Origin of the sequence: Niveibacterium umoris (assembly GCF_014197015.1) — a bacterium.
Lineage (GTDB): Bacteria > Pseudomonadota > Gammaproteobacteria > Burkholderiales > Rhodocyclaceae > Niveibacterium > Niveibacterium umoris.
Window position 1 is genome coordinate 2,229,494 of sequence record NZ_JACIET010000001.1, and the last position, 23,938, is coordinate 2,253,431.

Consider the following 23,938-nt stretch of genomic DNA (forward strand, 5'->3'; position numbering starts at 1 on the left):
GTCAGCCCTTCAGTGCCGTAAGTTGCCTCACGTCAAGCGTGTGCAGGGTGCGGTGAATCGTGCGCGCCAGCACCGCCATGATCACGACCGCGAAAACCGCGTCGGTAGCGATACCGACCTCGACCAGTTCGGGCGCCTTGTAGGCGAGCAAGGCCAGCGTCAGGTGGGCGCCGTTTTCCATCAGGCAGTAGCCGAAGATCTGCTTGAGCAGATTGCGCTGGCTGACGATGCAGACCAGTCCCAGCAGGAAGTGCCCGAGCGAGACACCTAGCGCCGGCTTGAGCTGCGCAACGACGGCCAGTTGCACCGACGAGACTGCGTAGCACGACAGCCCGACGATGACGGCCGCCACCAGCACCAGCCATGCGGGTGAAAGCACCCCCGGCAACTCCTCGTCCTGGGCCAGCGGACCGAGTGCACGCAGCATGATCAGGGGCACCAGCACGACCTTGGTGACGAAGGCCGAGGCCGACCACAGATAGAGCTCGTGCGCGCCGTGTGATGTCGCCAGCGCGAGGAAGATCAGCACCAGCACAAAGGACTGCAGCGCATAGAGCTTTGCCGCCTGCGCCGTGCTGCGAGCGCCGGTCACCAGCAGCGAGGTGACGATCAGCAATCCCGCAAGGCTGTTAACAATCAGTGTTCCGTTCATGAACGACTCCGTTATCCAAGCCACGCGGCAGCGATGAAGCTGGATGCCACGCACATCACGATCAACACGGCGAGTACCAGCTTGATCACGAGCGGCACCGGCTGTGCGTTCGCGACGGCTTCCGACGCCTCGCCGGGCGTCGTGTCACCGAACCAGCGCAGGAACCAGGCGAAACTCGCCACCGATTCGATCAGCGCCAGCACCACCAGCGGCAGCAGCAGAAGGTGCGCGGAAGAGAGCTGGAAGCCGGCCGAGAAGATCGCGAACTTGCTGAAGAACCCGTTGAAGGGCGGCACGCCGGTGATGCCCAGCGCCGCCACGCAGAAGCTCACACCCAGCAACGGCACATGACGCAGCAGCCCGCGCAGCGACGGCAGCATCCGCGTGCCGCAGCTGTAGCTGAGCGCGCCGGCCACCAGGAAGAACAGGCTCTTCGCGAAGGCGTGGTTGAAGATGTGTGCGATACCACCGTTGAAGGCCAGTTGCGAGCCGAAGATCGACAGCGAGAGCGCCATGAAGATCAAGGACAACTGCGAGATCGTCGAGTACGCGAGCAGACGCTTCATGTCCTTCTGCGGCAGATACATCAGGAAGCCGTAGAGCATCGTGATCACCGCAGCAATGGTGCCGACCCAGCCGATGATCTCGGGCACCGCACCGGCGGAGTAGATGGCACGGGCGTAGATGTAGACGCCCACCTTGACCATCGACGCGGCGTGCAGGTAGGCGCTGACCGGTGTCGGCGCCTCCATCGCGTCCGGCAGCCAGGCATGCAGCGGCAGTTGCGCCGACTTGCCCCAGGCCGCAATCAGGATGCCGAGGAACACGACGACCTTTGCGCCCTCGCCAAGGCCGCTCAGCGACGTGAGCTCGAAGGAGCCGGTCTGCACGAAGAGGTAGGCAGCCGCGACGTAAAGCCCGATCGACGCCACATGGGTGATCAGCAACGCCTTGATCGCCGACTGCAGCGCCTTCGGTTTCTCGTAATAGCCGATCAGCCCCCACGAACAGGCGCCAGTGATTTCGAAGAACACCAGCTGCCCGATCAGGGTCGAGGACAGCACCAGCCCCGCCATCGCACCGATGAACAGCAGCAGGAAGGCGTAATAGCGCGGTCGCCCTTCATGCGGGTGCTCACGGTTTCCAAGGCTCAGGTAGGCGGTCGAATACGCGATGACAAGGAAGCCGAGGGTCACTACCGCCACGGCCACCAGCACGCTGATGCGGTCTATCGTCAGCCCCATCAGCACCGTGCTGCCGAGCGACAGCAGCGCGGTGGTCGCTGCTGTCTTGCCGGCGGCGCTGAAGGCCAACGCGAGCTGGATCACGCTGAGCGACGCCAGCGCCGCAAACAGCAAGGCCACCCACTTCGCCATACGCTGCGGGCCGAGGACCGTCAGCGCAGCCCCCGCAAAGGGCAGCAGAATGGTCGCGAGCGCAAGGTTCTGCATGATTGGGCTGGGCTCCTCAGAGGCCGGTGAGATAGAAAACGAAAGCCAGCACCGCGCAACCGAATCCGATCCAGGTCACGCGCGAGGTCATCAGGAAGCGGCCGCGCGCCATGCTGTTCTCGATCAGGCCGGCCAGCACGAAGATCGCCAGCAGCTTCAGGGGCAATGCGATAGCCGCGACGGCGAGTGCGCCGATTTCAAGCGTCGGCGCATTTCCGAAAGGCAGGAAAACGCCGATCAGGAACTGCGCCATGACAATCTTCTTCAGCCCGAGTCCCAGTTTGAGTACCGCCAGCGAGGGGCCGGAATACTCGGTCAGCGGGCCTTCCTGCAGTTCCTGCTCGGCCTCGGCCATGTCGAAGGGCAGCTTGCCCATCTCGATGAAGACGGTGAAGGCGAACGCCAGCAGCGCCAGCAGGATCGCCATCGGTGCCTGCAGGTAACCACCGGCAATCGATGCGCTGATGCTGCCCAGATTGGTGCTGCCTTCGACCAGTGCCACGACGACCAGCGAGAGGATCATGGTCGGTTCGACCAGTACCCCCATCGTCAGCTCGCGGCCGGCGCCGATGCCGGCAAATGAACTGCCGGAGTCGATGCCCGACAGGGCAAAGAAGAAGCGCGCCAGGGCGAAGACGTAGGCGAAGGTGATGAGGTCGGCGACCGCGCTGACCGGCGAATGGCGGGTGAATACCGGCAGCGCCATCGCCAGCAGCAGCATGGTGCTGAGCACGATGTAAGGCGCCGCGCGGAAGACAAGGCCGGAGGATTCCGGTGCGAGGTCCTGACGTTTGATCAGCTTGATGATGTCGCGGTAATCCTGCAGCACGCCGGGGCCGCGCCGCGAGTGCATGCGCGCCCGGATCATGCGCGACACGCCGGTCATGAGCGGCGCGATCGCGAGCAGCGCAAGGGCCTGCAGGATGGCAAGAAATGACATGGTGAGAGTCGGCATCGCAGGCTCCTAGACCGTAACCAGCAGCAGGATCACCAGGGTGGCGACGACGTAGAGGCAGTACACGCGGAAGTCCCCGTGCTGCAACCACTGCACCTTGCGCCCCAGCCACTGCACCGCTTGCACCGTGCGTGTCGTGACCTGTGCATCCCACACCGGTTCGACGCGGGTCGCGGCCCCGATCGACCAGTCGAGCGCGCGATGCGCCGGACGCGACGGATTCAGCCAGTCGCGCAGTGCATACAGCGGCGCAAACATGTCGCCGATGGGCTGCGCGAGGCCACGCGACGACACGGTCATCGACGCTTCCTGACCGTAGCCGCAGGCCCAGGATTCGCCACCGTGGCGACGCCCCAGGCGCGAGCCGGTGAGCACGGTAATCAGCAGCAGCGGCGCTACCGGTATCGAGATCAACAGCACCGTGAGCACCGGTGTCGACAACACCGCCTGAACCGGGTCGCCAGGGAAGACCCAGGTACCCGCGCCCACCATCGGCGCAGCCGCGTGCGTCAGCGAGGCCGCCACGCCTGCCATCACCGGCGCAACCCACGACGCACCGACACCAAGCGCCACGATCAACCCGCCCAGCAAGGCCAGGCTGATCACCATGCTGAGCGGGGCTTCGCGCGCCGCTTCCGCGTGGGCGCTGCGCGGCTGGCCGGAGAAACAGATGCCGTATGCCTTGACGAAACACATCGCCGCGAGCGCGCCAGTCAGGGCCAGCATCACCATGCCGACCGGGCCGGCAAGGCGCGTCGCAAGATCGCCACCACGCGCCATCGCGAACAGCGCCTGGTAGGTGAACCACTCGCTGACGAAACCATTGAGCGGGGGCAAGGCCGAGATCGCCATCGCACCGACAAGGAAGGCTGCCGCGGTCCACGGCATGCGTTTGGCGAGTCCGCCCAAAAGCTCCATGTTCTTGGTGTGGGTGCGATACAGGATCGAGCCGGCACCGAGGAACAGCAGTCCCTTGAACACGGCGTGATTGAGCAGGTGGTAGAAGGCGGCCAGGAGTCCGACCGCCGCCAGCATGGCATTGTGTTCGGCAAGACCGATCATGCCGACGCCGACCCCCATCAGGATGATCCCGACGTTCTCGACCGACGAGTAGGCAAGCAAGCGCTTGAGGTCCTGCTCGGCGAGCGCGTAGAGCACGCCGAGCACCGCCGACACGGCGCCGAAACCGAGCACCAGCATGCCCCACCAGGTGGCACTCGCACCCAGCAGATCGATGCCCACCTTGATGATGCCGAAGACGCCGATCTTCACCATCACGCCCGACATCAAGGCCGAGGCATGCGACGGCGCCGCGGGGTGCGCGCGCGGCAGCCAGCCATGCAAGGGCACCATGCCGGCCTTGGCGCCAAAGCCGAAGAAGGCCAGCAGGAACACCAGCGAGGCGAGGCCCGGCGACAGGCGCAGCGCGCGGAAGCTGTCGAAATCAAGGCTTCCGCTGTGGCTGTAGCAGATGAAGAACGCCGCCATGATCAGGATCGATCCGGCGTGCGCGATCAGGAAGTAGAGGAACCCGGCGCTGACCGCCTCCTCGTCCTGATCGAAGATCACCAGGAAGTACGAGGCCAGCGACATCATCTCGAAGAAGATCAGGAAGTAGAACGCGTTGTCGACCGCCACCAGGGCGACCATCGACGCGACGAACACATTCATGAAGAAGCCCATCGCCCAGGCGCCACGCCCGGCGTACTCGCGCACATAAGCCAGCGAATAGAGCGAGCAGATCAGCACCAGCAGCGAGATCACGGCCACCATCAGGGCCGCCAGCGGATCGAGCCGGATCACGAACTGCGCGAACGGAAACGGCCCCGGCGTCGCATAGTGCAGCGTTGCACCGCCGAGCAAGGTGGGTAGCGAGGCAGCAAGGCCGGCCGCGCCGCCGAGCATGCCGGCCAGCCCGGACGCCTTGATCGCCAGTGATTCGGCACGCGCGAGCAGCAGCGACGCGAGTGCGCCCAGCGCATACAGAAGCACTGACGCGAGCAGCAGAGCAAGCGGAGACGTCATCATTTCTGCTCCTGCGCGGCGTTGAACGAGAAGGAAGAATCCAGTGCGCCAGCCGCCTGGCGACGTTTGTGCTCGCCGGTCTGCACCAGCGCCTGGTCATCCACCATGAACAGGGCGCGGGTGGGGCAGACGCGCACGCATTCGGGGCCCTCGGCGCGGAAATCGCACAGATCGCACTTCACCGCCACGCTACGCACGCCGGCCGCCCAGGCCAGCATCGGATGCAGCGTTGCGCTGCTGTCTGTGTCGGTATCGCCCGGGGCTGTCACCCTCTGCATGGCGGGCGATATGTAATTGCAGCCGGTACTCACCACACCGGTGACGGGGGTGCCGCTCGGCGTGATCGCGCCGAAGGGGCAGGCGATCGCGCACAGCTTGCAACCGATGCAGGTCGTCTCGTTCAGCACGACCGCACCGCCTTCGTGGGTGATCGCGTTGACCGGGCAGACCCGGGCGCAGGGTGCGTCCTCGCAGTTGCGACACAACATCGGCGCCGTGCGGTCGCCCTGACGGGTCACCGTCAGGCGCGGCAGACTCTGCAAGCCCGCCGCCCTGTGCACCACAGAACAGGCCGCCATGCATGTATTGCAGCCGATACACAGCGCTGGCTCCGCGATCACGAAGCGGTTCATAACCAAGCCCTCATTTGTTGACCACAGCACCCGGCGATGTCGCAGGCATGAGGTTCATGCCAGAGCCGCAAATGCTGTTCCGTTTCAACCGGACCGTCTAAAGTGGGCGATTACAACCGTTTAATCGAAGCGGTTTATTGGCGCGGATCAAGGCCTGGCCACCTGCCGGTGGAATATATCGTCGCTTTGCGCCAACGCGATTTTCCGCGCAATTGCAATGGCGCATCGACCAAAGCTTGATGCCGCTGAAATGTCAGTTCCGACAGGCAATCGCTGCACAGACCATGGCGCGGGTCATGCTTGAATACCCCCTTTTCGCAGAAGCACCGAGGTACCCCCATGATTGATCGCACCTATGTAGAAAAAGCCGCAGAGAGCGGCGTACGCAAACTTTCGCTGTTGCAGTCCGACCCGGGTCGCTACCTGACCCGTTCGGTGTTGGCCGGCATGTATCTCTCGATCGTGCTGTTCGTTTTCTGGAACCTGAGCCACAACCTTCATGACGTCAGCATCGGCAAGGTTGTCGCGTCGGCCTTCTTTGGTGTTGGCTTGACGATCATCGTGTTCACCAACGCCGAACTGTTCACCAGCAACAACATGTACCTGGCGGTTTCGTCGGTGGAGGGACGCACCAGCTGGGGCCAGACCGTGCTGCTGTGGGGCGCCTGCTACCTGGGCAACTTCGTCGGCGCGCTGATCGTCGCCGGTCTGCTGTACGGCGCCGGCGCCCTCGAGGCCTTGCCGCTCGATCACGCGCTCTACTCCGGCGCGCTACACAAGGTGCACCAGGGTGCGGCAGCGATCTTCTTCAAGGGGGTGCTTGCCAACTGGGTGGTCTGCCTCGCGGTGCGGCTGGCACTGCGCTGCAAGGAAGACATCGCGAAGATCGCGGTGCTGATCCTCGTCGTGTTCATCTTCCTGTACCTGGGCTTCGAGCACTCGATCGCCAACATGGGCACCTTCTCGATGTCGCTGCTCGGCAACGGCCAGATCACGATCAGCGAAGCGCTGTTCAACCTGGTTTTCAGCACGCTCGGCAACATCGTCGGCGGTGTGCTGTTCGTCGGCATCCCCTTCGCCTACATCAACCCGAGCGAAGAAAACCCGCCGCGCTGATCGAACCCGCGCAGCCAAAGAAAAAGGGAAGCCAACGGCTTCCCTTTTTTCACGCCATCACGCCTCAGCAGATGCGCGGTAACTGCTCCCCGGTCAGCCAGTCGACCATGCGCCGACCGCCGAACACGGTTTCCATCTGCACGAAGTGCTGCGGGTCGACGATCGCGGTACCGATGATCGCAGCCCCCGCGGCCAGCGGATGCGCCCGCATCACCGCGAGCAGCCGCTCGGCATCCTCTGGCGGGCAGACTGCGACCAGTTTGCCTTCATTGGCGACATGCAGCGGATCGAGCCCGAGCAGTTCGCAGGCCGCGGCCACTTCGCCGCGGATCGGGATGTCCTTCTCGCGGATCGCGATGCCGCAACCCGACTGCCCGGCGAACTCGTTGAGCACCGCTGAGAGCCCGCCGCGCGTCGGGTCGCGCAGCGCGCGAATGCTCGGCACCGCGTCGAGCATCGCCGCGGTGAGCGTATGCAATGCAGCAGTATCGGACTGAATCTCGGTCTCGAAGGAAAGGTTCTCGCGCTTCGACAGGATCGCCACACCATGGTCGCCGATGCAGCCCGAGAGCAGGATGCAATCGCCGGGGCGGATGCGGTCCGGCCCCAGCTCGATGCCGTCCGGCACGACGCCGACACCGGTGGTGGTGATGAATACGCCATCGACCTTGCCCTGCTCCACCACCTTGGTGTCGCCGGTGACGATGGGTACGCCGGCCTCGCGCGCCGCGTCGGCCATCGACACGACAATGCGCTTGAGGTCGGCGAGCGGGAACCCCTCTTCCAGGATGAAACCCGCCGAGAGATAGAGTGGCCGGCCGCCGGCCATCGCAACGTCATTCACCGTGCCGTGCACCGACAGGCACCCGATGTCTCCACCGGGGAAGAACAGCGGCGAGACGACATGGCCGTCGGTCGCCATCACCATCCGCCCGGCGCCGGCCGGCAGCGCGAAGCATGCGCCGTCGTTCATCGAATCGAGGATCGGGTTGTCGAAATGCCGCACGAAGAGCTCGTCGATTAGCTGCGCCATCGCGCGGCCGCCGCTGCCGTGGGTCAGATCGACCTTGCCGTGCTTGAAATCGACGGGTCTTGCGTAGCGGCTCATGCGACCCCCGCCTCTTTCACGACGACGTTGAAGCGACCATAGGTGTAATAGGCGGCGCAGGCGCCCTCCGACGACACCATGCAGGCGCCGATCGGGTGATCCGGCGTGCACACCGTGCCGAACACCTTGCAGTCGGCCGGATGTTTGTGGCCGCGCAGGATCGCCGCGCATTCGCAGGCCTTCGGGTCGGCCACCTGGCGATAGCCGATGCCATAGCGGCGCTCCGCGTCGAATCGCGCAAAGGCGGGGCGGATCTGCAGCGCGCTGCGCGGCACTTCGCCAAGGCCGCGCCAGTCGAAGGCCTCGCGCAGCTCGAAGATCTCTGCCACCAGCGCTTGCGCCTTGCGGTTGCCTTCGCGACTGACGGCCCGGGTGAACTGGTTCTCGACTTCCGCGCGGCCGGCATTGATCTGCCGAACCAGCATCAGGATCGACTGCATCACGTCGAGCGGTTCGAAGCCGGAGATCACCACCGGCCGGTGGTAGTGGGCAGCAAACGCCTCGTAGGGCTGGCTGCCGATTACCGTGCTGACATGCGCCGGGCCGACGAAGCCATCCAGCGCCACCGCATCCGGGTCGCCTTCCGATTCCATGATGTGCACCATCGCGGCAGGCGTCAGCACATGGTTGCAGAACACGCTGAAGTTCGGCACGTCGAGCGCCGCCGCCTGGCGAATGATCGCGGCGGTAGGCGGTGTGGTGGTCTCGAAACCGATCGCGAAGAACACCACCTCGCGTGCCGGGTTTTCCTGCGCGATGCGCAGGGCGTCGTCGCACGAGTACACCATGCGGATGTCCGCGCCCTGCGCCTTGGCGCGGGTCAGCGAGAGCCCGCCGGACGCCGGTACGCGCAGGGTGTCGGCATAGGTGCACAGGATCACGCCATGCTCACGCGCCAGTTCGATCGCGCTGTCGATGCGCCCGATCGGCAGCACGCAGACCGGGCAGCCGGGGCCGTGGATCATCCGCACCGCCGGCGGCAGCAGATCGAGCAGGCCGTAACGCGAGATCGCGTGGGTGTGGCCGCCGCAAAACTCCATCAGGCGGTAGCGACGTGCGGGCTGTACCTCGGCGGCTATCGTGGCGGCAATACCGCGCGCCAGTTCGCCGTCGCGGAATTCGTCGATGTATTTCATGTGCGCTCCGCTCAGGCCAGGGGCGGCGTCAGGGGCAGATCGCCGTCGTGGGTGGCGGCCATTTCGGCGAACAGCGAAAGCGTCGTCGCCGCTTCATCCTGATCGAGCTTCCCGATCGCATAGCCGACATGAACGATCACGTAATCGCCGACGACAACGTCGTCGACCAGCGCAACGGAGACTTCCTTGCGCACGCCGGAGAGCTCGATGATGGCGCGGTCAGCGCCGGGCAGTTCCACCACGCGGGCGGGGATCGCGAGACACATGTCGGGAATCCTTCGATCTTCTTGCCGGGGGTGCGGCCGCGCCGGGGCTGCGCGGCAACGCATGTCGTTTGGACAGCAAGAGCGGCGGATTGTACTGCGTGCGCATCGCAGCGATCTGCGGTAGCGCAAGGGCGCGAAGAGCTGCGGGCGTCAGCTGCCTTGCGGTGTGGCCAGGCGACGTCGCAACAGCCGCATCAGCGCCCCCAGCACGGGCAGATGGGCATACAACTCCTCCGCCGCGTCCCAGTAGTCCCGATGTTCGCTGACCCGACCCTGCGCATCGAAGCGCAGATGGCTCGCGCCGCGGATCACCCGCGCCAGCGATTCGCCACGAAAGCGCAGATGGAACTCCCAGGTCAGCATCGCCGAATCCACGGCCGCAAAGCGCGCCGTCACGACGAAGCGCGGCGCATCCACCTGCTCGAACATGTGGCGGAAGATACGTTCGATCGCCGCCCGCCCCTGCACCTCGTTGAAGGGGTCCTTGAAGCGGGCATCCGGCGCATACAGCGACGCCAGCGCGCCACAGGATTCAACCGTGAGCGCTTCGTAGGCCGCCACCAGCCCGTCGAGCGCCGCGCTTGTGTCCGTCATGCGCCGGTCGCGCGGCGCACCGCGCGCAGGTAAAGCGAACCGGGCAGCACGCGCATGAACTTGAGCATCAGCGTGAAGCGGCGCGGGAAGTGGATCTCGAACCGGCCCCGTGCGAGCCCCTTGAGGATCTCGCGTGCCGCTTCCGGCGCCGAAATCAGGGCCGGCATGTGGAACTTGTTGCCGGCGGTCAGTGGCGTGCGGACGAAGCCCGGATTCACCAGGAACACGCTGACCCCGCGCGGCGCCAGATCCATGTACAACGATTCGGCGAAGTTGATCACCGCCGCCTTCGATGCGCCGTAGGCCAGCGCCTTGGGCAGACCGCGATAACCGGCCACGCTGCCGACAATGACGATGGCGCCTTCGCCCTGCTGCAGCAACTGCGGCGCCACCGCCGCGACGCCGTTGATGACGCCCATCAGGTTGATCTCGAAGGTCGTGCGCGCGCCCTCGACGGTCAGATCCCAGGCCCGCATCGGCGTGTAGGTGCCAGCATTGAACACGACCACATCGATACCGCCCCACAGGTCGAGCAGTTGCAGCACCGCGGGCAGCAGCTTGTTGGGCTCGGCGACGTCGAGCGGAATTGAAATGCTGCCGGGAAAGCGCGCCGCAAAAGCATTGAGGCGTTCGGCGCGGCGTGCGGACAAGGCGAGATGCGCGCCCTTCGCGAACAGCGCTTCTGCGAGGGCTGCGCCGATCCCCGTCGAGGCACCGACGATCCACACGCGCTTGCCGCGCCAATCGCGAATCGGCTGATTCAACGCCATAAAGCTCGTCATCGCTTCCGGAAGCTCAGCGTGACCTGGCCGAGCTCGATGCCGAACTTCGTCATCCACGAACGGTTCAGCATCGTCTTGTCATCCATCAGGAACATCCAGTCGTCGAACGCGACGTTGTAGACCGTTCCGTCCACCGGCAGGGCCATCGTATAGCGCCAGCGCAACGCGTTGCCGCGCGCTTCGCCGATTGCCTCGCCCACCACGTCGTCCGCTCGGCCAGTGTATCGGCCGTCGGCGTGCTTTGTCACGGTCCACACGCGCCGTTGTGTGCTGCCATCGGAATACGCGAAGCGCTCGTCGAGCGTGCCGACGTCGCCCTGCCACTTCGCCTCGATCACCACATGAAAGCGTTTGAGCACCTTGCCGGAGCGATCCTGGAACATGCCCCAGGCATCGATGGTGCCGTCGAAGTACTGCGCGAGGTCGAGCGCGGGTTTCTCGTTACGGTAGTCGGCCACCTCGACAGTGGCACATCCGGCCAGCAGGCACGCCGTGGCAGCCCCGATCAGCACGCGTCTCATCACATACCTCCTTCAGCTTCGAGTCGCCGTCGCACGCGCCACAAGACGGCCGCCGCGACGAGTTTCAGGACGATAGGCAGCAGCGCATACACGATCGCGAGCGCCGCCAGCCCTTCCGCGCTGCGCACACCCGGCCGGTAGCCCAGCGCTTCGAGCAGCGGCAGGGCCAGCCCCGCGGCAAGCGCGAGGTTGAATTTGCTCAGCAGGTTCCACCAGCCGAAGTAGATGCCGCCATCGGGCGCCCGGCGCGGCTGCGCCAGTGCATCGGCAAGCATCGCCGCCGGAAAGGTGATGTCCGCACCGAGCGCAAACCCGGACAGCATGCAGACCACCATGAAGGCCGCCACATCACCTTCGCCCAGCGTCACCGCCCAGCCGAAACCGAGCATCGCCACCAGCATCGAGACCAGCCAGGCGTGCGCCTTGCCCAGCCGGCGGGCGAGGCGAAGCCAGCCCGGCAGCGCCAGCGCACCGCTGACGAAATGCACCGCGAGAAAGAGGCCGGAGAGCCCCGGACGCTGCAACACGTCCGCCACGAAGAACAGGAATATCGTGGCGGGAATCGCCGCCGCGATGCCATTGCAGGCGAACACCAGAAACAACGCGCGGACCGGGCGGTCGCGCAGCGGCGCCGTCACCCGATGCCAGCCGCTGGTCGCCGTGCCCTGCGCATGCACAACCCGCGGCGGCGGCGCATGGCGCACGCTGATCCAACCGCACAGGGCGAGCAAGGGCAGAAAGACCAGCACCAGCCGCTGCAGCCCGAGCGCCTGCTCCTGAGCAAGCAGGTCGGGCAGCGCCGAGGCGAGCACCACACCGAGCAACGCACAGCCTTCGCGCGCGGCCGTCAGGCGAGTCCGCGACACCGCGTCGGCGCCCGCCTCGGCGCCCCACGCGCCATAGTTGACGCTGGCGAGCGAATAGCCGGCATAGGCGATGATCAGCATCGTGGCGAGCCAGACGGCGCCGGCGCCGGCTGGCGGCAGCAGCAGCCCGGCGATGCCGCAGGCGAGCAAGGGTAGCGCCCACGCCACCAGTCGCCGGCGCTGCCGGCCCTGATCGCTGAAGAGACCGATCAGCGGGTCGGCGACCGCGTCGCCGAGGCGCGCGGCGAGCAACACCCCTCCGACCAGCGTAAGCGACAACCCGAGGGTGCCGGCATAGAGCTTCGGTACATGAACATAGAGCGGCAAGGCCGCAAAGGCCAACGGCACCGCCAGCGCACCGTAGGCGAGCACCTGCCCGGTGCGCAAGGGCGCCGGCGTCATCGTCGACGCCCTGCCACCGGCGCGCTCACGAGGCCCCGCCGATCAGGCGCGCGCGCAGCGCCGGTGCGCGGGTGCGCGGATCGAGCCAGATCGCGAAGAAGGCGCGCGCGAAAGCCGGGTCGCGCACCTCGCCGGTGAGCCGCCCCTGGTGGTAGAACAGCGCGCCACGCTCGGGCAGGCTCACGCCAACGATCACGTCGCCACGGCGCACTTCCGGGAACACGCGGGTCAGTTCCTCGCGCCAGCGAACCAGCGTGGCTTCGTCACGCGTGCCAAGGCGGCGCATCTCATCGACGCTGGTATCGACCAGCCTTTCAGCCGGGAAATCGCGCGCATAGGTGAGCGCCAGCGCGAAGGGCGTGTCAGGGGCGAACCCGTTCGCCGCGGACCACAGTTGCGCGTCGTAGAGCCGCAGGCCAAACCAGGTCATCTCGCCACCGCCGAGCGGGCGCCAGTCGCCAGCAAGGCGGCGCACCGCCTCGGGAAGCGGCGCAGCCGTCTCGGCCGCCGGCGCCGCCGCAGCGGTGAGCGAGATCAGCAGGCAGGCGACAAGGTGGCGCCACATGACTCACACGCCTTCATGGGCGAAGGTGTAGTGATAGACGTCGGTCGACCCGGCACGGAAGCCCGCTTCACAGTACGCCAGGTAGAACTGCCACAGGCGCAGGAAGCGCTCGTCGAAGCCGAGTGCCATGACGCGCTCGCGCACCTGGTCAAAGCGCTGATGCCAGATTGCGAGCGTGCGCGCGTAGTCGAGCCCGAAGGCAAGATCGTCGACCACCTTGAGGCCGGCCTTTCCCGACAGCTTGCGGATACGTTCGGGCGACGCCAGCATGCCGCCGGGGAAGATGTAGCGCTGGATGAAGTCCGGATTCTTGCGGTAGAAGCCGAACAGCGCATCCTCGATGGTGATCGCCTGGATCACCGCGCGCCCGCCCGGTGCCAGTCGCGCTTGCAGTTGCTGGAAGTAAGAGGGCCAGAAGCGCTCGCCCACCGCCTCGTACATCTCGATCGAAACAATGTGATCGTAGGTGCCGCGCACATCGCGGTAGTCGCACAGTTCGAAGGACGCATGTTTGGCGAATCCGCCCTGCTCGGCGCGCTGTCGCGCGTATTCGAGCTGCGCGGGCGAGAGCGTGAGCCCGAGGACTTCGCAGCCAAATTCGAGCGTCGCGACTTCGGCAAAACCGCCCCAGCCACAGCCGACTTCGAGAATGCGCTGCCCCGGCTGCGCGTCGAGTTGCGCGAGGATGCGGCGGTACTTGGCGCGCTGCGCGTCGGCCAGATCCTGGTCGGGCGCCGCGAAGAGCGCACTCGAGTAGGTCATGGTCTCGTCCAGCCACAGCCGGTAGAAATCATTGCCCAGGTCGTAATGGGCCTCGATGTTGCGCCGCGCGCCTTTGCGGGTGTTGGCCCGCAGGCTGTGCCAGAGCTTGTAGCCGATCAGGCGCAGCGCGTTGCCGTGGATCGCACGGCTCATCGCATCGCGGTTCTGTGCCGACAAGGTCAAGAGCCCCGCCAGGTTGTCGGTGCGCCACAGGCCATTGACGTAGTCTTCCGCGAAGCCGATCGATCCCTTCGCGATCAGCGTCTCGAACACTGACCATTCGGCGACGGCCAGCGAAGCCACATGGTGCCCCTGCCCGACGCGCACGCGCTCGCCATTGGGCAACGAGAGTTCAAGGCTGCCCCCGCGCAGCGCGCCCAGCATGCGCAGTACGGCATTCGCTGCGCCCGGCAGAAGATCGATACGACCCGCCAGCGTGTTTTCGATGGCACTCATGACGTGGTTTCCTCCAGAGGGGGCAGGGGTTTGCGGTGGAAGCGGACACCCTTGAGCAGCAGCTTCAGGGCTTGCCAGTGAATCCGCGCGACGACGCCGAGCGTCATCAGCGGGAAGCGGGCTGCGACGCGCGCCAGCCCGCCTGCGGCGAGTGGCTGCATGCGGCCGGAAATTCGCGTCGAGATCTGGTGATGACCCGCATCGAAGAGATCGATCGACACACTGCAGACGCCCGCACGCTCGACGAAGTTGAACTCGTACTCGCCGCGCACCGGGAAGAAGGGCGAGACGTGGAACACCTTGCTCGAACGAAAGCGGTCTTCACTGCGGATCGGGCGCTGGTCGGGATGTGCAACCAGATAGCTGTGCCGCTCGCCGAAGGTGTTGTTCACCTCGCACAGCACCGCGCGCAGCGCACCGCGCCGGTCATGGCAGAACCAGAAACTGACCGGGTTGAAGACAAATCCGAGCAAGCGCGGGAAGGTCTGCAGCACCACCTCGCCGTCGCAGGCCTCGGCCAGCCCGTGGCGCGCCAGCAGCGCGCGTATCCACGGCAGCAAGGCGCTGCCGTCGCGCGCGCCATGGTCGCGGTTGTGGAAGGAAAACAAGCGCATGCGTTCGACGCCGAACAGGGCGTTGCCGATCTGACCGAGGCGCGACAGCGGCAGGCGCACCCAGGCGAGCCGGTAGGCAAAGCGATGCGCGACCGGCCAGTGCCGGGCATGCATCACGCCGCCGACGCACAGCGAGGGTTCGAGTTCGAGACTCAAGCCGCCACCTCGAAGTCCACCGGCGCGGCGAGCCAGGGGGCCACGGCACCGAGCATGCCGCAGACGTCCACCGCCGACTTGAGCCCGTCTTCATGGAAGCCATAGGCGGTCCAGGCACCGCAGAACCAGGTGTGGTTGCGCCCCTGCAGACCCGGCAGATGTGCTTGCGCCGCCACCGCTGCGGCGTCGAAGACCGGATGCGCGTAGTCGATTTCGGCGATCAGCCGTTCCGGGGCCGGCTCATGGAAGGGGTTCAGCGACACCACCACCGGCGTCTTCCACGGCAGGGGCTGCAGGCGATTGATCAGGTAGGACACCGCCACCGACCGGTTCGCGGCGCTACCGGGGCTTGCCGCGTAGTTCCATGCGCTCCAGGTCGACTTGCGGCGCGGCAGCAGCGCCGCATCGGTGTGCAGCAGCGCGCGGTTGGGCTGGTAGCGGATCGCGCCGAGAATCGCGCGCTCGTGTTGCGTCGCCGCCGCGCCGAGAATCGCCAGCGCCTGATCGGAATGGCAGGCGAAGATCACCTGATCGAAACACTCGACGCCGCGGGCGGTCAGCAACTCCACCTGCCCGGCGTCGCGCCGCACGCCCGCAACCGGGCAGCCGGTGCGGATATCGGGCAGGACGGCGGCGATGCGCCGCACATATTCACGGGCGCCCCCCTGCACGGTCATCCACTGCGGCCGGTCGGCCACCTGCAACAGCCCGTGGTTGTGGCAGAAGCGCAGGAAAGTGGCGACTGGATAGTCGAGCATGGTGCGCGCCGGGCACGACCAGATCGCCGCCGCCATCGGCAGCAGATACCAGTCGCGAAACTCGCTTCCGTATCGGTTGCGCTCCAGATAGTCACCCAGCGAGATCGCCGGCAGCAGGTGCTCGCGCGCTTCACGGGTGGTTTCACGGTTAAAGCGCACGATGTCCTGCAGCATCCGCCAGAAGGCCGGACGTGCAAGATTGCGCTTCTGTGCGAAGACCGTGGCGAGTGAGCTGCCGGCCCATTCGATATCGGGCTCACTGAGGCTGACCGCGAAACTCATGTCGCTGCTTGCCACCGGCACCTCGAGGGTCGCGAACAACGCACATAGATTGGGGTAGGTGCGGCGGTTGAACACCAGGAAGCCGGTATCCACGCCATGGGTGACCCCGTCGATCGTCACATCGACGGTATTCGTATGCCCGCCCAGTCGCGACGCCGCCTCGAACACCACCACATCGTGCTGATCGCGCAACAGCCAGGCCGCGCCGAGACCGGCAATGCCGGAGCCGATGACCGCGATTCGCTGGCGCTTTCCTTGCGCCAGAGCGCGCGCGTTGAACTCACCCATCTTCATCCTGTCGTTCCCCCGTCTCAGCCGGCGCCTCAACGGGCGCGGAGCATGGCCTCGATGCGCGCGATGACCGCGGGGTCTTCCGGCGCGATGTTGTTCTCGAAACTCACTACCTGCGTTCCGCTGCGATCAATCAGGTACTTGTGGAAGTTCCACTTCGGCACCGCCCCGCTCGCCTTGGCCAATTGCTTGAAGAAGGGATGCGCGCCACTGCCCGACACCACCGTATTCGACACCATCGGGAACTTGACGCCGTAGGTCATCTTGCAGAACTCGGCGATTTCCTTTTCGCTGCCGGGCTCCTGCTGGCCGAAGTCGTTGGACGGGAAGCCCACCACCACCAGGCCGCGTGCCGCATACTTGCCGTAAAGCCGCTCAAGCCCCTCGTACTGCGGCGTATTGCCACAGAAACTGGCGGTGTTCACGGCGAGCACGACCTTGCCCGAGAACTCGCACAGCGACAGCGAATCACCACCGGCAAGCCGCTTGAAGCTGTGATCAAGCAGCGCGGGGCACGCCGACGCTGCGAACGCGGCCACCGGCCCGGCCGCCAGAAAGGCGATCAGGCCGGTGCGCAGCAAGGCAGCGCGAATCGAGACTTTGCACATTGGCATTGCAGGCAGCTCAACGCGCAGCGGGCGTCACGGCTGGCAGGCGAGGCGTCGGCGCCTCCGAGCCATTGTTGTGCAGGACAAGCAGGATCTGGTCGTGCGCCATCCCCACCGTCTCTTCACATTCAGCGGGCGCTGCATGCGCGAGGCTCCAGACCAGTCCCGCCAGCAGCGGCAGCAACAGCAGCCAGGCTTTGCGAGGCATCGTGATAGCTTGTGTGGGCTTCATCTGGAACTCCTTTTGTCCTGGACAAAACATCCATGTGTTCGTACGATAGACACATGAATTCCGTCCGTCAAGCGTTTGTCCAGGACAAAACAGCAATGTCGAAGCCACAGCAGAAACTCGCGATCGCCGCCGTCGAACGCGAGACAGGACTTCCCAAGGACACCCTGCGTATGTGGGAACGCCGATACGGCTTTCCGCAACCGGAAAGGGATGCGAACGACGAGCGTCTCTACCCCGCCGAGCAGGTCGACAAGCTCCGCCTGATGAAGCGCCTGCTCGATCAAGGCATGCGGCCGGGCAAGCTGATCGGCGCCAGCATCGAGGAACTCGGACAGCTTCTCGAAGCACGACCGGCGCCCGAGCCGGACTGTGCGCAGACGGCGTCGCGCTGCAACACCCTGATCGAGCAACTGCGTCTGCACCGCAGCGAAGAACTGCGCCGCGCCCTGCAACAGAGCCTGCTCAAGCAGGGCCTGCAGGGCTTCGTCACCGACACCGTAGCCCCCATGAATCAGCGGGTGGGCAGCGCCTGGCTGCGGGGCGAGATCGATGTGCCGGAAGAGCATCTGTACACCGAACTGATGCAGAACCTGCTGCGCAGCGCGATCAGCGCACACGGCGGTGGCAGCAGCCCGCGCATCTTGCTGACGACCTTTCCCGATGAGCTGCACGTGCTCGGCCTGCTGATGGCCGAGGCAATGCTGGTCAGCGAAGGTGCGACGTGCGTATCGCTGGGCACCCAGATGCCGATCGCCGACATCGACAGCGCCGCGCGTACAGGGGGCTTCGACGTGGTCGCGCTCTCGTTCTCGGCGGCTTATCCGGCACGCCAGGCGCAGGACGGGCTTGCGGAATTGCGCCACCGGCTGCCAGGCGAGACGAGCATATGGGCTGGCGGCCGCGCCCTCGCCGATCGCCCGTGCGCGATCGACGGCGTGCGCATCATCACCGACATCCGCGATACGCTTGCGGCGCTCGAAGCCTGGCGCATGCAGCACACGAACTGATCGTGCAGGCACCGCGGCATTGGCAACAGCGCTGCCCGCAAAGCTTCATCTGACTGCAAGCTGCCTGCCGCTAAAATGAAAAGATCCCTACCGGACAGAGAACATGCGAGGCCCCCATGCTTTATCCAGAACTCTACAAATCGCTTGAGTCCGCGCGCTGGAACATGGATTCGGACGTGCCGTGGTCCAGCTTCGATCCGTCGCTGCTCAGCGAGGAACAAGCCCTCACCGTCAAGATGAACGCGATCACCGAGTGGTCGGCGCTGCCGGCGACCGAGATGTTCCTGCGCGACAACCGCGAGGACTCCGACTTTTCGGCCTTCATGTCGATCTGGTTTTACGAGGAGCAGAAGCACGCGCTGGTGCTGATGGAATACCTGCGGCGCTTCCGGCCGGAACTCGCGCCCAGCGAAGCCGAGCTGCACGCGGTGCGGTTCGAATTCGACCCGGCGCCGCCGCTCGAAACCCTGATGCTGCACTTCTGTGGTGAGCTGAGGCTGACGCAGTGGTACCGCCGCGCATCGGAATGGCATACCGAGCCGGTGATCAAGAAGATCTACGACCTGCTGTCGCGCGATGAGGCACGGCACGGCGGCGCCTACCTGAAGTACATGAAGCAGGCGATTGACCGTGCCGGAGATGCTGCCCGCGCCGCTTTTGCCAAGATCGGCGTACTCATGGCCAGCTCGGCGCGCAGCGGTAAACCGCTGCATCCGACCAACCTGCATGTGAATCAGGGTCTCTTCCCGCGCGACACGATCCAGAGCCGCTTGCCGGACCCGGAATGGCTCGAGCGCTGGCTCTCCGAGCAGATCCAGTTCGGCCGCGAACAGGAAGCGCGCGTGATCGGCGGCATCCTGCGCAACCTTTCAAGCCTGTTCGGGCAGGCCTTCGAGACGGCACAGGACCTGAACCGCTTCCGCAAATCGCTCGGCGCCGCGGCGGCCTGAGCAGCGCGTCCCGACCTTCAGATTCTCCCGCACCATCCGATATTGAAGGATGGAGGTGCGCCAGCCGGCGCACTTGGGAGAGTCGTCATGCGATGCTTCGCGCTTCGCGTCACGTTGGTGCTCTGGTGCTGGCTCGCGCTGCCCGCGATGTGCCTGGCCCAGCCCGCGGCCGACCTGCACGGCCGCAGGGTCCTGCTGCTCTATTCCTACCACCCCGGCTTTCCCACCAGCCCGAAGATCCATGACGGGGTCTGCGGCGTGCTCGGCCCTGCCGGCATCCAGGTCGATGAAGAGTTCATGGATGCGCGCCACCTCAACGACGCCGAGAGCCTTGCACGCTATCGCGAATGGCTCGCCTACAAGCTCGCACGCAAGGCCCGCTACGACCTGGTGATCGCCGCCGATGACGCGGCCTTCGATCTGGCGACCGACCACGGGGCGGAGCTCTTCGGCGCCGCGCCGGTGGTTTTCCTCGGCGTGAACAACGTGCCGAGAGCCCTGGCGCAGCGCGGTTCGCCACGCGAAACCGGCATCGTCGAGCATGTCTCGATTCCCGAGACCTTCGCGCTCGCCCGCCGCCTGCTGCCAGGCCTGCGCAGGATGGTGGTGATCGTGGATGGCAGCGCCGGCGGGCAAGGCGATCTGGCCACGCTGCGTGCCAAACAACGATTCGGCTTCCCGGACGTCGAGGTCGAAGTGGCCGACCTCACCCGGCTTTCCTGGGACGCACTGGCGAGCCGGCTGCAACAACTCAAGCCGGACGAAGCGGCACTGCTGCTGGCCGCATACAAGGATGTGCAAGGCAGGCCACGCAGCTTCGAAGAAGGGGTCGACTGGATCGTCAAGCACGCCAGCGCCCCCGTTTTCCACCTGTGGGAACACGGCATCGGGCGGGGCCTGCTGGGCGGTTATGTGATGAGCCACCGCGAGCACGGGGTCGTTGCCGCCGATATGGCAATGCGCATCCTGCGCGGCGAGCCACCACAACAGATCCCGGTACGCGAGTTGAGTCCGAATCGCCCGATCTTCGATCAACTGGTGCTGGCACGCTGGGGCCTGAACGCCGGGGTCCTCCCGCCTGAAACCTTGATCATCAACCGGCCGGTGCCGATCTGGCGCGCCCACCCGGCGGCCAGCGCCGCCGCGGCGACACTGCTGGCGGGGCTCAGCCTGCTGGCGCTTTATCTGATGTGGCGCGCATCGGCCCGCCATCGCGCGCTGTCACGGACCCGTCAGGAACGGGCCCTGCTGCGCACACTGCTCGATTCCATCGCGGATCCGGTGTTCGCCAAGGATCATGAGGGCCGATTCCTGGTGTGCAATCCGGCTTTCGAGCGACTGAGCGGCGTACCGGAGATACAACTGATCGGACGCACCGACCATGACTTCTGGGCGCGCGCGCTGGCCGACGGCTATCGCGAGCACGACCGCATTGTCATGAACTCGGGCGAGCCACACCGCAACGAGGAATGGACCGTCTATCCCGACGGCCACCGGGTCCGCGTGGATACGCTCAAGAGCCCGATCCTCAACGGTGGCGGCCAATGCATCGGCATCGTCGGCATCTGCCACGACATCAGCGCCACTTACGAGGCCGCGCTGCGCCTGCAGCAAGCCGACGTCGTCTTCCGCAATACCGCCGAGGGCATCCTGGTGGCCAACGCTGAACCGCGCATCAAGGCCGTGAACCCGGCATTGACCGAAATCACCGGCTACAGCGAGGAAGAACTGCTTGGCCACCATCCTCGCGTGCTCGACGCGGAGCGGCCCAGCACCGAAGCGCGGCAGGCGATGAGCGAAGTGCTGCGCACCGACGGCCGCTGGGTCGGCGAATTGTGGCTGCGCCACAAGAGCGGCGAGCCGATTCCGGTATGGGCAACAATCATCGCGGTACGCTCTGAAAGCGGCGAGATTGCCGAATACATTGCCGTGCTGGCCGATATCACCCCGCTCAAACACCGGCAGCAGCAGCTTGAAATCCTGGCGCATCACGACCCCCTCACCGGACTGCCGAATCGCACCCTGCTGCAGGACCGCCTCAATGGCGCCCTCGCACGGTGTCGGCGCGACGGACGCGAGCTGGCGCTGCTGTTCGTCGACCTCGACCGCTTCAAGGACATCAACGACCGCTGGGGCCACCCGGTGGGCGACGAAGTGCTGTGCCAGGTGGCACGCCGGCTGGAGCAGAGCCTGCGCCTGGGCGACACAGTGGCACGCTTTGGCGGCGACGAGTTCGTCGTCATTCTGGAAAGCCTCGACGTCGGCAACACGACTGAGGAAGCGGTGGATCGATTGGAGGCCGCACTGCGCGACCCGGTGGAAGTTGCGCAGCAGCGATTCCGCCTGGGCGCGAGCATCGGCGTTGCGCGCTATCCGCGCGACGGCGACGACACCGAGAGCCTGCTCAGCCACGCGGATTCGGCCATGTATCGCGTGAAGAACGTGCGTCAGATCTGACCCAAGGCCGCGCATGCGCGACGTTACCGGCTAGACTCGCGACTCCAGCATCCAGCTCACCCCTATGTCAGGCAACTACCCGACTCCACGCTTCGAACAGCGCATCTGCCCGCCCGAACACCTTGCCGCACGCGTCGCCACACTGCCACGCCCGTTGGTGTTCACAAACGGTTGTTTCGACATCCTGCACCGCGGCCATGTGACCTACCTGGCGCAGGCGCGCGAGCTGGGCGCTGCGATGATTGTCGCGCTGAATACCGATGCCTCGGTACGGCGCCTCGGCAAGGGCGACGACCGCCCGATCAACTGCCTTGAGGACCGCGCGGCCGTGATGGCAGCGCTCGATTGCGTTGATCTTGTGACCTGGTTCGACGAAGACACGCCGATCAAAGCGATCCTCGCCTGCCAGCCGGACATCCTGGTCAAGGGCGGCGACTGGACGCCGGATCGCATCGTCGGCGCAAAGGAAGTGCTGGGCTGGGGTGGCGCCGTGCATTCGATTCCGTTCGAACACCTGCGCTCGACGACCGCCCTGCTCGGACGCATCCGCGGCCCCGCCTGAGCGCGAAACCTCCGCACAACAAAAAAGGCCCGCGTAAGCAGGCCTTTTTGCTGAATCGGTGGAACGGGCGTCAGTTCGCCACGCGGCCGCGGCGCTGGAACTGCGCCAGACGGGCCTGGATGTAGCCCTTGAGTTCCTTGAACGGCACCGGCTTGCCATACACGGTGACGTCGTCTGGCAGGCCACCGCGCTCGGCGATGTCTTCGGGCGACAAGCCGGTGACCACGACGATATCCATTTCGGCGAGCTTGGGATCGGAGCGCAGCTTCGAAATCATCGCAAAGCCGTCCAGCCCCGGCATCACCAGGTCCGAAATCAACAGATCCGGTTGCTGACGGCCGATTTCGAGCAGACCGTCGAAACCGGATTCGACCAGCCGGAACTCGAGCGGCAGCCCCCAGGTCTCGAAGGTGTGCATGTAAAGCCGCTGCATGATGCGATCGTCTTCCGCGACCACGACGCGCAACGCGACCGGATGAGCCGCCGACACGCCAGACGAGCGTTTGCGCAGGTAATCTTCGACCGACGCGATGCGGATCCGGCGATGCCCACCCGCGGTCTTCCACGCCTCCAGCAGGCCGTTTTCGACCATCTGCTGGACCGTGCCCAAAGATACGCCGAGCATCTGCGCAGCCTCACTGGTGCTGCAGTACTCGCGCTCCGGCTTCGAAGAAAGTGCGTGAATGTCGCTCATGACTTCGGAATGATACCGAAATCGCCCACAGCGCGCAGCGTCTGTGGCCTTCGGCCGTGATCCCTGTCGCGTTTCAGAGACTTCGATACCGCGAAGCCTGTTGTGTCCAGACCAGCCCACCGAGGATCGCCGCCAGCCCAACGTAGTGATAAAGCGCGAGACGCTCGCCCAGGAAGGCCACCGCCATCAGGGTGCCGAAGGCCGGAATCAGGTGCAGAAACGCCGCAGCCCGCGCCGCACCGATCTCTGCCACGGCGCGCATGTAAGCGATCAGCGCCAGCACCGACGGAAACACGCCGAGGTAGAGGACGCCAGCAAGCGCCCGACCATCGGGCCTCGGCAGGCCTCGCAGCGCAAGCTCGGCGAGCCAGGCCGGCGTCAGCATCAGCAATCCGATGACGATCGTCACCCAAAGCAGCGCAAGTTTGTCGACCTGCGGGGCCACATTTCGCAGCAGGATCGTGTAGCCCGCCCAGCACAGCATGCCCGCGATCACCCAGAGGTCGCCAAGACTCGCGTCCATCGTCGCAAATTGCGCCGGTTGCCCGTGCGTGACAATGAGCATCACGCCCACCACCGAAACGCCCATACCGGCCCAGACGCCCGCCTTCAATGGCTTGCGCCAGATGATCGCGGCCAGCAGGGCGACCATGATCGGCATCAGCGCGTTGAGCAGCACGCCATGTGTCGCAGCGGTGGTCTGCAAGCCGATGTAAACAAAGGTGTTGGACGTTGCGATGCCCAGCAAGGCCAGCCCCAGCAGCCGCCCACGCATCGCCAGCATCGGCGCAAGGGATTCCGCCATGCGCGGCAGAACCAGCGGCGCGAGCAGCACCGCGGCGACCGTCCAGCGGCCAACGGCCAGCGATACCGGAGGAATCTGGGCGCTGACGCCCCGTGCTAGCACGAAATTGCCGGCCCAGCAAAGTGCAGCGAAGATCAGCAGTAGTTGGGGGCGCAGCGACGCGACGCCGCGCGCGGACGATGAAACAGGTGTGGCGAGCATGCCGTAAACCTCGGGTAGAGGAGATCAACCGC

General features: G+C 65.6%; 25 protein-coding genes. 5 read left to right on the forward strand and 20 right to left on the reverse strand.

Annotated elements, in window-relative coordinates; all coding sequences use genetic code 11:
• Window position 1 precedes the first annotated feature (1 nt).
• From hyfE to GGR36_RS10070, 5 genes are read right to left on the reverse strand one after another with little or no spacing between them, the layout of a single operon-like run.
• Complete coding sequence (hyfE, locus tag GGR36_RS10050; RefSeq protein WP_183634457.1) at window positions 2-652, reverse strand: hydrogenase 4 membrane subunit; 651 nt, start codon at window positions 650-652, stop codon at window positions 2-4.
• An 11-nt stretch (window positions 653-663) separates the two neighbouring features.
• Entirely contained in the window at window positions 664-2,103 is a 1,440-nt protein-coding gene (locus GGR36_RS10055) for a hydrogenase 4 subunit D (RefSeq protein WP_183634458.1), read from the reverse strand.
• A gap of 16 nt (window positions 2,104-2,119) precedes the next feature.
• Window positions 2,120-3,058, reverse strand: coding sequence for a respiratory chain complex I subunit 1 family protein (locus GGR36_RS10060; protein ID WP_276509971.1), 939 nt, complete (start codon window positions 3,056-3,058; stop codon window positions 2,120-2,122).
• Between the two features lie 9 nt (window positions 3,059-3,067).
• Complete coding sequence (gene hyfB / locus GGR36_RS10065) at window positions 3,068-5,086, reverse strand: hydrogenase 4 subunit B (RefSeq protein ID WP_242533061.1); 2,019 nt, start codon at window positions 5,084-5,086, stop codon at window positions 3,068-3,070.
• The gene (locus tag GGR36_RS10070) at window positions 5,083-5,715 is read right to left on the reverse strand and encodes a 4Fe-4S dicluster domain-containing protein (protein ID WP_183634459.1); all 633 of its coding nucleotides are present in this window, start codon (window positions 5,713-5,715) and stop codon (window positions 5,083-5,085) included. The genes hyfB and GGR36_RS10070 overlap by 4 nt, the downstream gene beginning before the upstream one ends.
• Before the next feature lie 339 nt (window positions 5,716-6,054).
• Here GGR36_RS10070 and GGR36_RS10075 point away from each other — a divergent pair, with 339 nt between their 5' ends.
• Window positions 6,055-6,831: a formate/nitrite transporter family protein gene (locus tag GGR36_RS10075; protein WP_183634460.1), complete on the forward strand. Its 777-nt coding sequence runs from the start codon at window positions 6,055-6,057 to the stop codon at window positions 6,829-6,831.
• Window positions 6,832-6,895: 64 nt separating this feature from the next.
• Here the strand turns inward: GGR36_RS10075 and hypE are convergent, their stop codons facing one another.
• The 13 genes from hypE to GGR36_RS10140 form a co-directional block, all read right to left on the reverse strand.
• Window positions 6,896-7,939, reverse strand: coding sequence for a hydrogenase expression/formation protein HypE (gene hypE / locus GGR36_RS10080; RefSeq protein ID WP_183634461.1), 1,044 nt, complete (start codon window positions 7,937-7,939; stop codon window positions 6,896-6,898).
• The gene (gene hypD, locus GGR36_RS10085; protein ID WP_183634462.1) at window positions 7,936-9,075 is read right to left on the reverse strand and encodes a hydrogenase formation protein HypD; all 1,140 of its coding nucleotides are present in this window, start codon (window positions 9,073-9,075) and stop codon (window positions 7,936-7,938) included. Before hypD ends, hypE begins: the two co-directional genes overlap by 4 nt.
• Before the next feature lie 11 nt (window positions 9,076-9,086).
• Entirely contained in the window at window positions 9,087-9,341 is a 255-nt protein-coding gene (locus GGR36_RS10090) for a HypC/HybG/HupF family hydrogenase formation chaperone (RefSeq protein ID WP_183634463.1), read from the reverse strand.
• Between the two features lie 150 nt (window positions 9,342-9,491).
• Window positions 9,492-9,935, reverse strand: a complete 444-nt coding sequence (locus tag GGR36_RS10095) for a nuclear transport factor 2 family protein (protein WP_183634464.1) — start codon at window positions 9,933-9,935, stop codon at window positions 9,492-9,494.
• Complete coding sequence (locus GGR36_RS10100; RefSeq protein ID WP_244971041.1) at window positions 9,932-10,717, reverse strand: SDR family NAD(P)-dependent oxidoreductase; 786 nt, start codon at window positions 10,715-10,717, stop codon at window positions 9,932-9,934. The genes GGR36_RS10095 and GGR36_RS10100 overlap by 4 nt, the downstream gene beginning before the upstream one ends.
• Complete coding sequence (locus GGR36_RS10105; protein WP_183634465.1) at window positions 10,714-11,238, reverse strand: DUF3833 domain-containing protein; 525 nt, start codon at window positions 11,236-11,238, stop codon at window positions 10,714-10,716. Before GGR36_RS10105 ends, GGR36_RS10100 begins: the two co-directional genes overlap by 4 nt.
• Entirely contained in the window at window positions 11,238-12,506 is a 1,269-nt protein-coding gene (locus GGR36_RS10110; RefSeq protein WP_183634466.1) for an MFS transporter, read from the reverse strand. Before GGR36_RS10110 ends, GGR36_RS10105 begins: the two co-directional genes overlap by 1 nt.
• A gap of 25 nt (window positions 12,507-12,531) precedes the next feature.
• Complete coding sequence (locus tag GGR36_RS10115; RefSeq protein ID WP_183634467.1) at window positions 12,532-13,071, reverse strand: chalcone isomerase family protein; 540 nt, start codon at window positions 13,069-13,071, stop codon at window positions 12,532-12,534.
• A gap of 3 nt (window positions 13,072-13,074) precedes the next feature.
• Complete coding sequence (locus GGR36_RS10120; RefSeq protein WP_183634468.1) at window positions 13,075-14,289, reverse strand: SAM-dependent methyltransferase; 1,215 nt, start codon at window positions 14,287-14,289, stop codon at window positions 13,075-13,077.
• Entirely contained in the window at window positions 14,286-15,059 is a 774-nt protein-coding gene (locus tag GGR36_RS10125) for a DUF1365 domain-containing protein (RefSeq protein WP_242533060.1), read from the reverse strand. The genes GGR36_RS10120 and GGR36_RS10125 overlap by 4 nt, the downstream gene beginning before the upstream one ends.
• Window positions 15,056-16,393 carry an NAD(P)/FAD-dependent oxidoreductase gene (locus tag GGR36_RS10130; RefSeq protein WP_183634469.1) on the reverse strand — a complete coding sequence of 446 codons (1,338 nt, stop codon included), beginning with the start codon at window positions 16,391-16,393 and terminating at the stop codon, window positions 15,056-15,058. The genes GGR36_RS10125 and GGR36_RS10130 overlap by 4 nt, the downstream gene beginning before the upstream one ends.
• A gap of 29 nt (window positions 16,394-16,422) precedes the next feature.
• Window positions 16,423-17,004: a glutathione peroxidase gene (locus tag GGR36_RS10135; protein WP_244971042.1), complete on the reverse strand. Its 582-nt coding sequence runs from the start codon at window positions 17,002-17,004 to the stop codon at window positions 16,423-16,425.
• A 10-nt stretch (window positions 17,005-17,014) separates the two neighbouring features.
• Complete coding sequence (locus tag GGR36_RS10140) at window positions 17,015-17,230, reverse strand: hypothetical protein (RefSeq protein WP_183634471.1); 216 nt, start codon at window positions 17,228-17,230, stop codon at window positions 17,015-17,017.
• A gap of 95 nt (window positions 17,231-17,325) precedes the next feature.
• Between GGR36_RS10140 and GGR36_RS10145 the strand changes: the two genes are divergently transcribed.
• The 4 genes from GGR36_RS10145 (at window position 17,326) to rfaE2 (ending at window position 22,206) form a co-directional block, all read left to right on the forward strand.
• Window positions 17,326-18,237 (forward strand): MerR family transcriptional regulator, encoded by a 912-nt coding sequence (locus GGR36_RS10145; protein WP_183634472.1) that lies wholly within the window; start codon window positions 17,326-17,328, stop codon window positions 18,235-18,237.
• A gap of 116 nt (window positions 18,238-18,353) precedes the next feature.
• Window positions 18,354-19,187 (forward strand): ferritin family protein, encoded by an 834-nt coding sequence (locus tag GGR36_RS10150; protein WP_183634473.1) that lies wholly within the window; start codon window positions 18,354-18,356, stop codon window positions 19,185-19,187.
• Window positions 19,188-19,274: 87 nt separating this feature from the next.
• Complete coding sequence (locus GGR36_RS10155; protein ID WP_183634474.1) at window positions 19,275-21,644, forward strand: ABC transporter substrate binding protein; 2,370 nt, start codon at window positions 19,275-19,277, stop codon at window positions 21,642-21,644.
• 64 nt (window positions 21,645-21,708) lie between these two features.
• A complete protein-coding gene (rfaE2, locus tag GGR36_RS10160; protein ID WP_183634475.1) occupies window positions 21,709-22,206 on the forward strand; it encodes a D-glycero-beta-D-manno-heptose 1-phosphate adenylyltransferase in 498 nt (165 codons plus the stop codon).
• A gap of 70 nt (window positions 22,207-22,276) precedes the next feature.
• Here the strand turns inward: rfaE2 and GGR36_RS10165 are convergent, their stop codons facing one another.
• Window positions 22,277-22,900: an excisionase family DNA-binding protein gene (locus tag GGR36_RS10165; RefSeq protein WP_183634476.1), complete on the reverse strand. Its 624-nt coding sequence runs from the start codon at window positions 22,898-22,900 to the stop codon at window positions 22,277-22,279.
• Window positions 22,901-22,973: 73 nt separating this feature from the next.
• Window positions 22,974-23,906: a DMT family transporter gene (locus tag GGR36_RS10170; protein WP_183634477.1), complete on the reverse strand. Its 933-nt coding sequence runs from the start codon at window positions 23,904-23,906 to the stop codon at window positions 22,974-22,976.
• Window positions 23,907-23,938 lie beyond the last annotated feature (32 nt).

What these genes read in the sequence shown, in the direction of transcription:
- GGR36_RS10135 (WP_244971042.1), bottom strand. Translation starts at nt 17,004, where the DNA reads ATGCCAATGTGCAAAGTCTCGATTCGCGCTGCCTTGCTGCGCACCGGC.
- GGR36_RS10055 (WP_183634458.1), bottom strand. Translation starts at nt 2,103, where the DNA reads ATGCAGAACCTTGCGCTCGCGACCATTCTGCTGCCCTTTGCGGGGGCT.
- GGR36_RS10150 (WP_183634473.1), top strand. Translation starts at nt 18,354, where the DNA reads ATGCTTTATCCAGAACTCTACAAATCGCTTGAGTCCGCGCGCTGGAAC.
- GGR36_RS10115 (WP_183634467.1), bottom strand. Translation starts at nt 13,071, where the DNA reads ATGTGGCGCCACCTTGTCGCCTGCCTGCTGATCTCGCTCACCGCTGCG.
- GGR36_RS10110 (WP_183634466.1), bottom strand. Translation starts at nt 12,506, where the DNA reads ATGACGCCGGCGCCCTTGCGCACCGGGCAGGTGCTCGCCTACGGTGCG.
- GGR36_RS10140 (WP_183634471.1), bottom strand. Translation starts at nt 17,230, where the DNA reads ATGAAGCCCACACAAGCTATCACGATGCCTCGCAAAGCCTGGCTGCTG.
- GGR36_RS10145 (WP_183634472.1), top strand. Translation starts at nt 17,326, where the DNA reads ATGTCGAAGCCACAGCAGAAACTCGCGATCGCCGCCGTCGAACGCGAG.
- hypD (WP_183634462.1), bottom strand. Translation starts at nt 9,075, where the DNA reads ATGAAATACATCGACGAATTCCGCGACGGCGAACTGGCGCGCGGTATT.
- GGR36_RS10130 (WP_183634469.1), bottom strand. Translation starts at nt 16,393, where the DNA reads ATGAAGATGGGTGAGTTCAACGCGCGCGCTCTGGCGCAAGGAAAGCGC.
- GGR36_RS10170 (WP_183634477.1), bottom strand. Translation starts at nt 23,906, where the DNA reads ATGCTCGCCACACCTGTTTCATCGTCCGCGCGCGGCGTCGCGTCGCTG.
- GGR36_RS10060 (WP_276509971.1), bottom strand. Translation starts at nt 3,058, where the DNA reads ATGCCGACTCTCACCATGTCATTTCTTGCCATCCTGCAGGCCCTTGCG.
- GGR36_RS10155 (WP_183634474.1), top strand. Translation starts at nt 19,275, where the DNA reads ATGCGATGCTTCGCGCTTCGCGTCACGTTGGTGCTCTGGTGCTGGCTC.
- GGR36_RS10095 (WP_183634464.1), bottom strand. Translation starts at nt 9,935, where the DNA reads ATGACGGACACAAGCGCGGCGCTCGACGGGCTGGTGGCGGCCTACGAA.
- GGR36_RS10090 (WP_183634463.1), bottom strand. Translation starts at nt 9,341, where the DNA reads ATGTGTCTCGCGATCCCCGCCCGCGTGGTGGAACTGCCCGGCGCTGAC.
- GGR36_RS10105 (WP_183634465.1), bottom strand. Translation starts at nt 11,238, where the DNA reads ATGAGACGCGTGCTGATCGGGGCTGCCACGGCGTGCCTGCTGGCCGGA.
- GGR36_RS10100 (WP_244971041.1), bottom strand. Translation starts at nt 10,717, where the DNA reads ATGACGAGCTTTATGGCGTTGAATCAGCCGATTCGCGATTGGCGCGGC.
- hyfE (WP_183634457.1), bottom strand. Translation starts at nt 652, where the DNA reads ATGAACGGAACACTGATTGTTAACAGCCTTGCGGGATTGCTGATCGTC.
- GGR36_RS10120 (WP_183634468.1), bottom strand. Translation starts at nt 14,289, where the DNA reads ATGAGTGCCATCGAAAACACGCTGGCGGGTCGTATCGATCTTCTGCCG.
- GGR36_RS10075 (WP_183634460.1), top strand. Translation starts at nt 6,055, where the DNA reads ATGATTGATCGCACCTATGTAGAAAAAGCCGCAGAGAGCGGCGTACGC.
- rfaE2 (WP_183634475.1), top strand. Translation starts at nt 21,709, where the DNA reads ATGTCAGGCAACTACCCGACTCCACGCTTCGAACAGCGCATCTGCCCG.
- GGR36_RS10165 (WP_183634476.1), bottom strand. Translation starts at nt 22,900, where the DNA reads ATGAGCGACATTCACGCACTTTCTTCGAAGCCGGAGCGCGAGTACTGC.
- hypE (WP_183634461.1), bottom strand. Translation starts at nt 7,939, where the DNA reads ATGAGCCGCTACGCAAGACCCGTCGATTTCAAGCACGGCAAGGTCGAT.
- hyfB (WP_242533061.1), bottom strand. Translation starts at nt 5,086, where the DNA reads ATGATGACGTCTCCGCTTGCTCTGCTGCTCGCGTCAGTGCTTCTGTAT.
- GGR36_RS10070 (WP_183634459.1), bottom strand. Translation starts at nt 5,715, where the DNA reads ATGAACCGCTTCGTGATCGCGGAGCCAGCGCTGTGTATCGGCTGCAAT.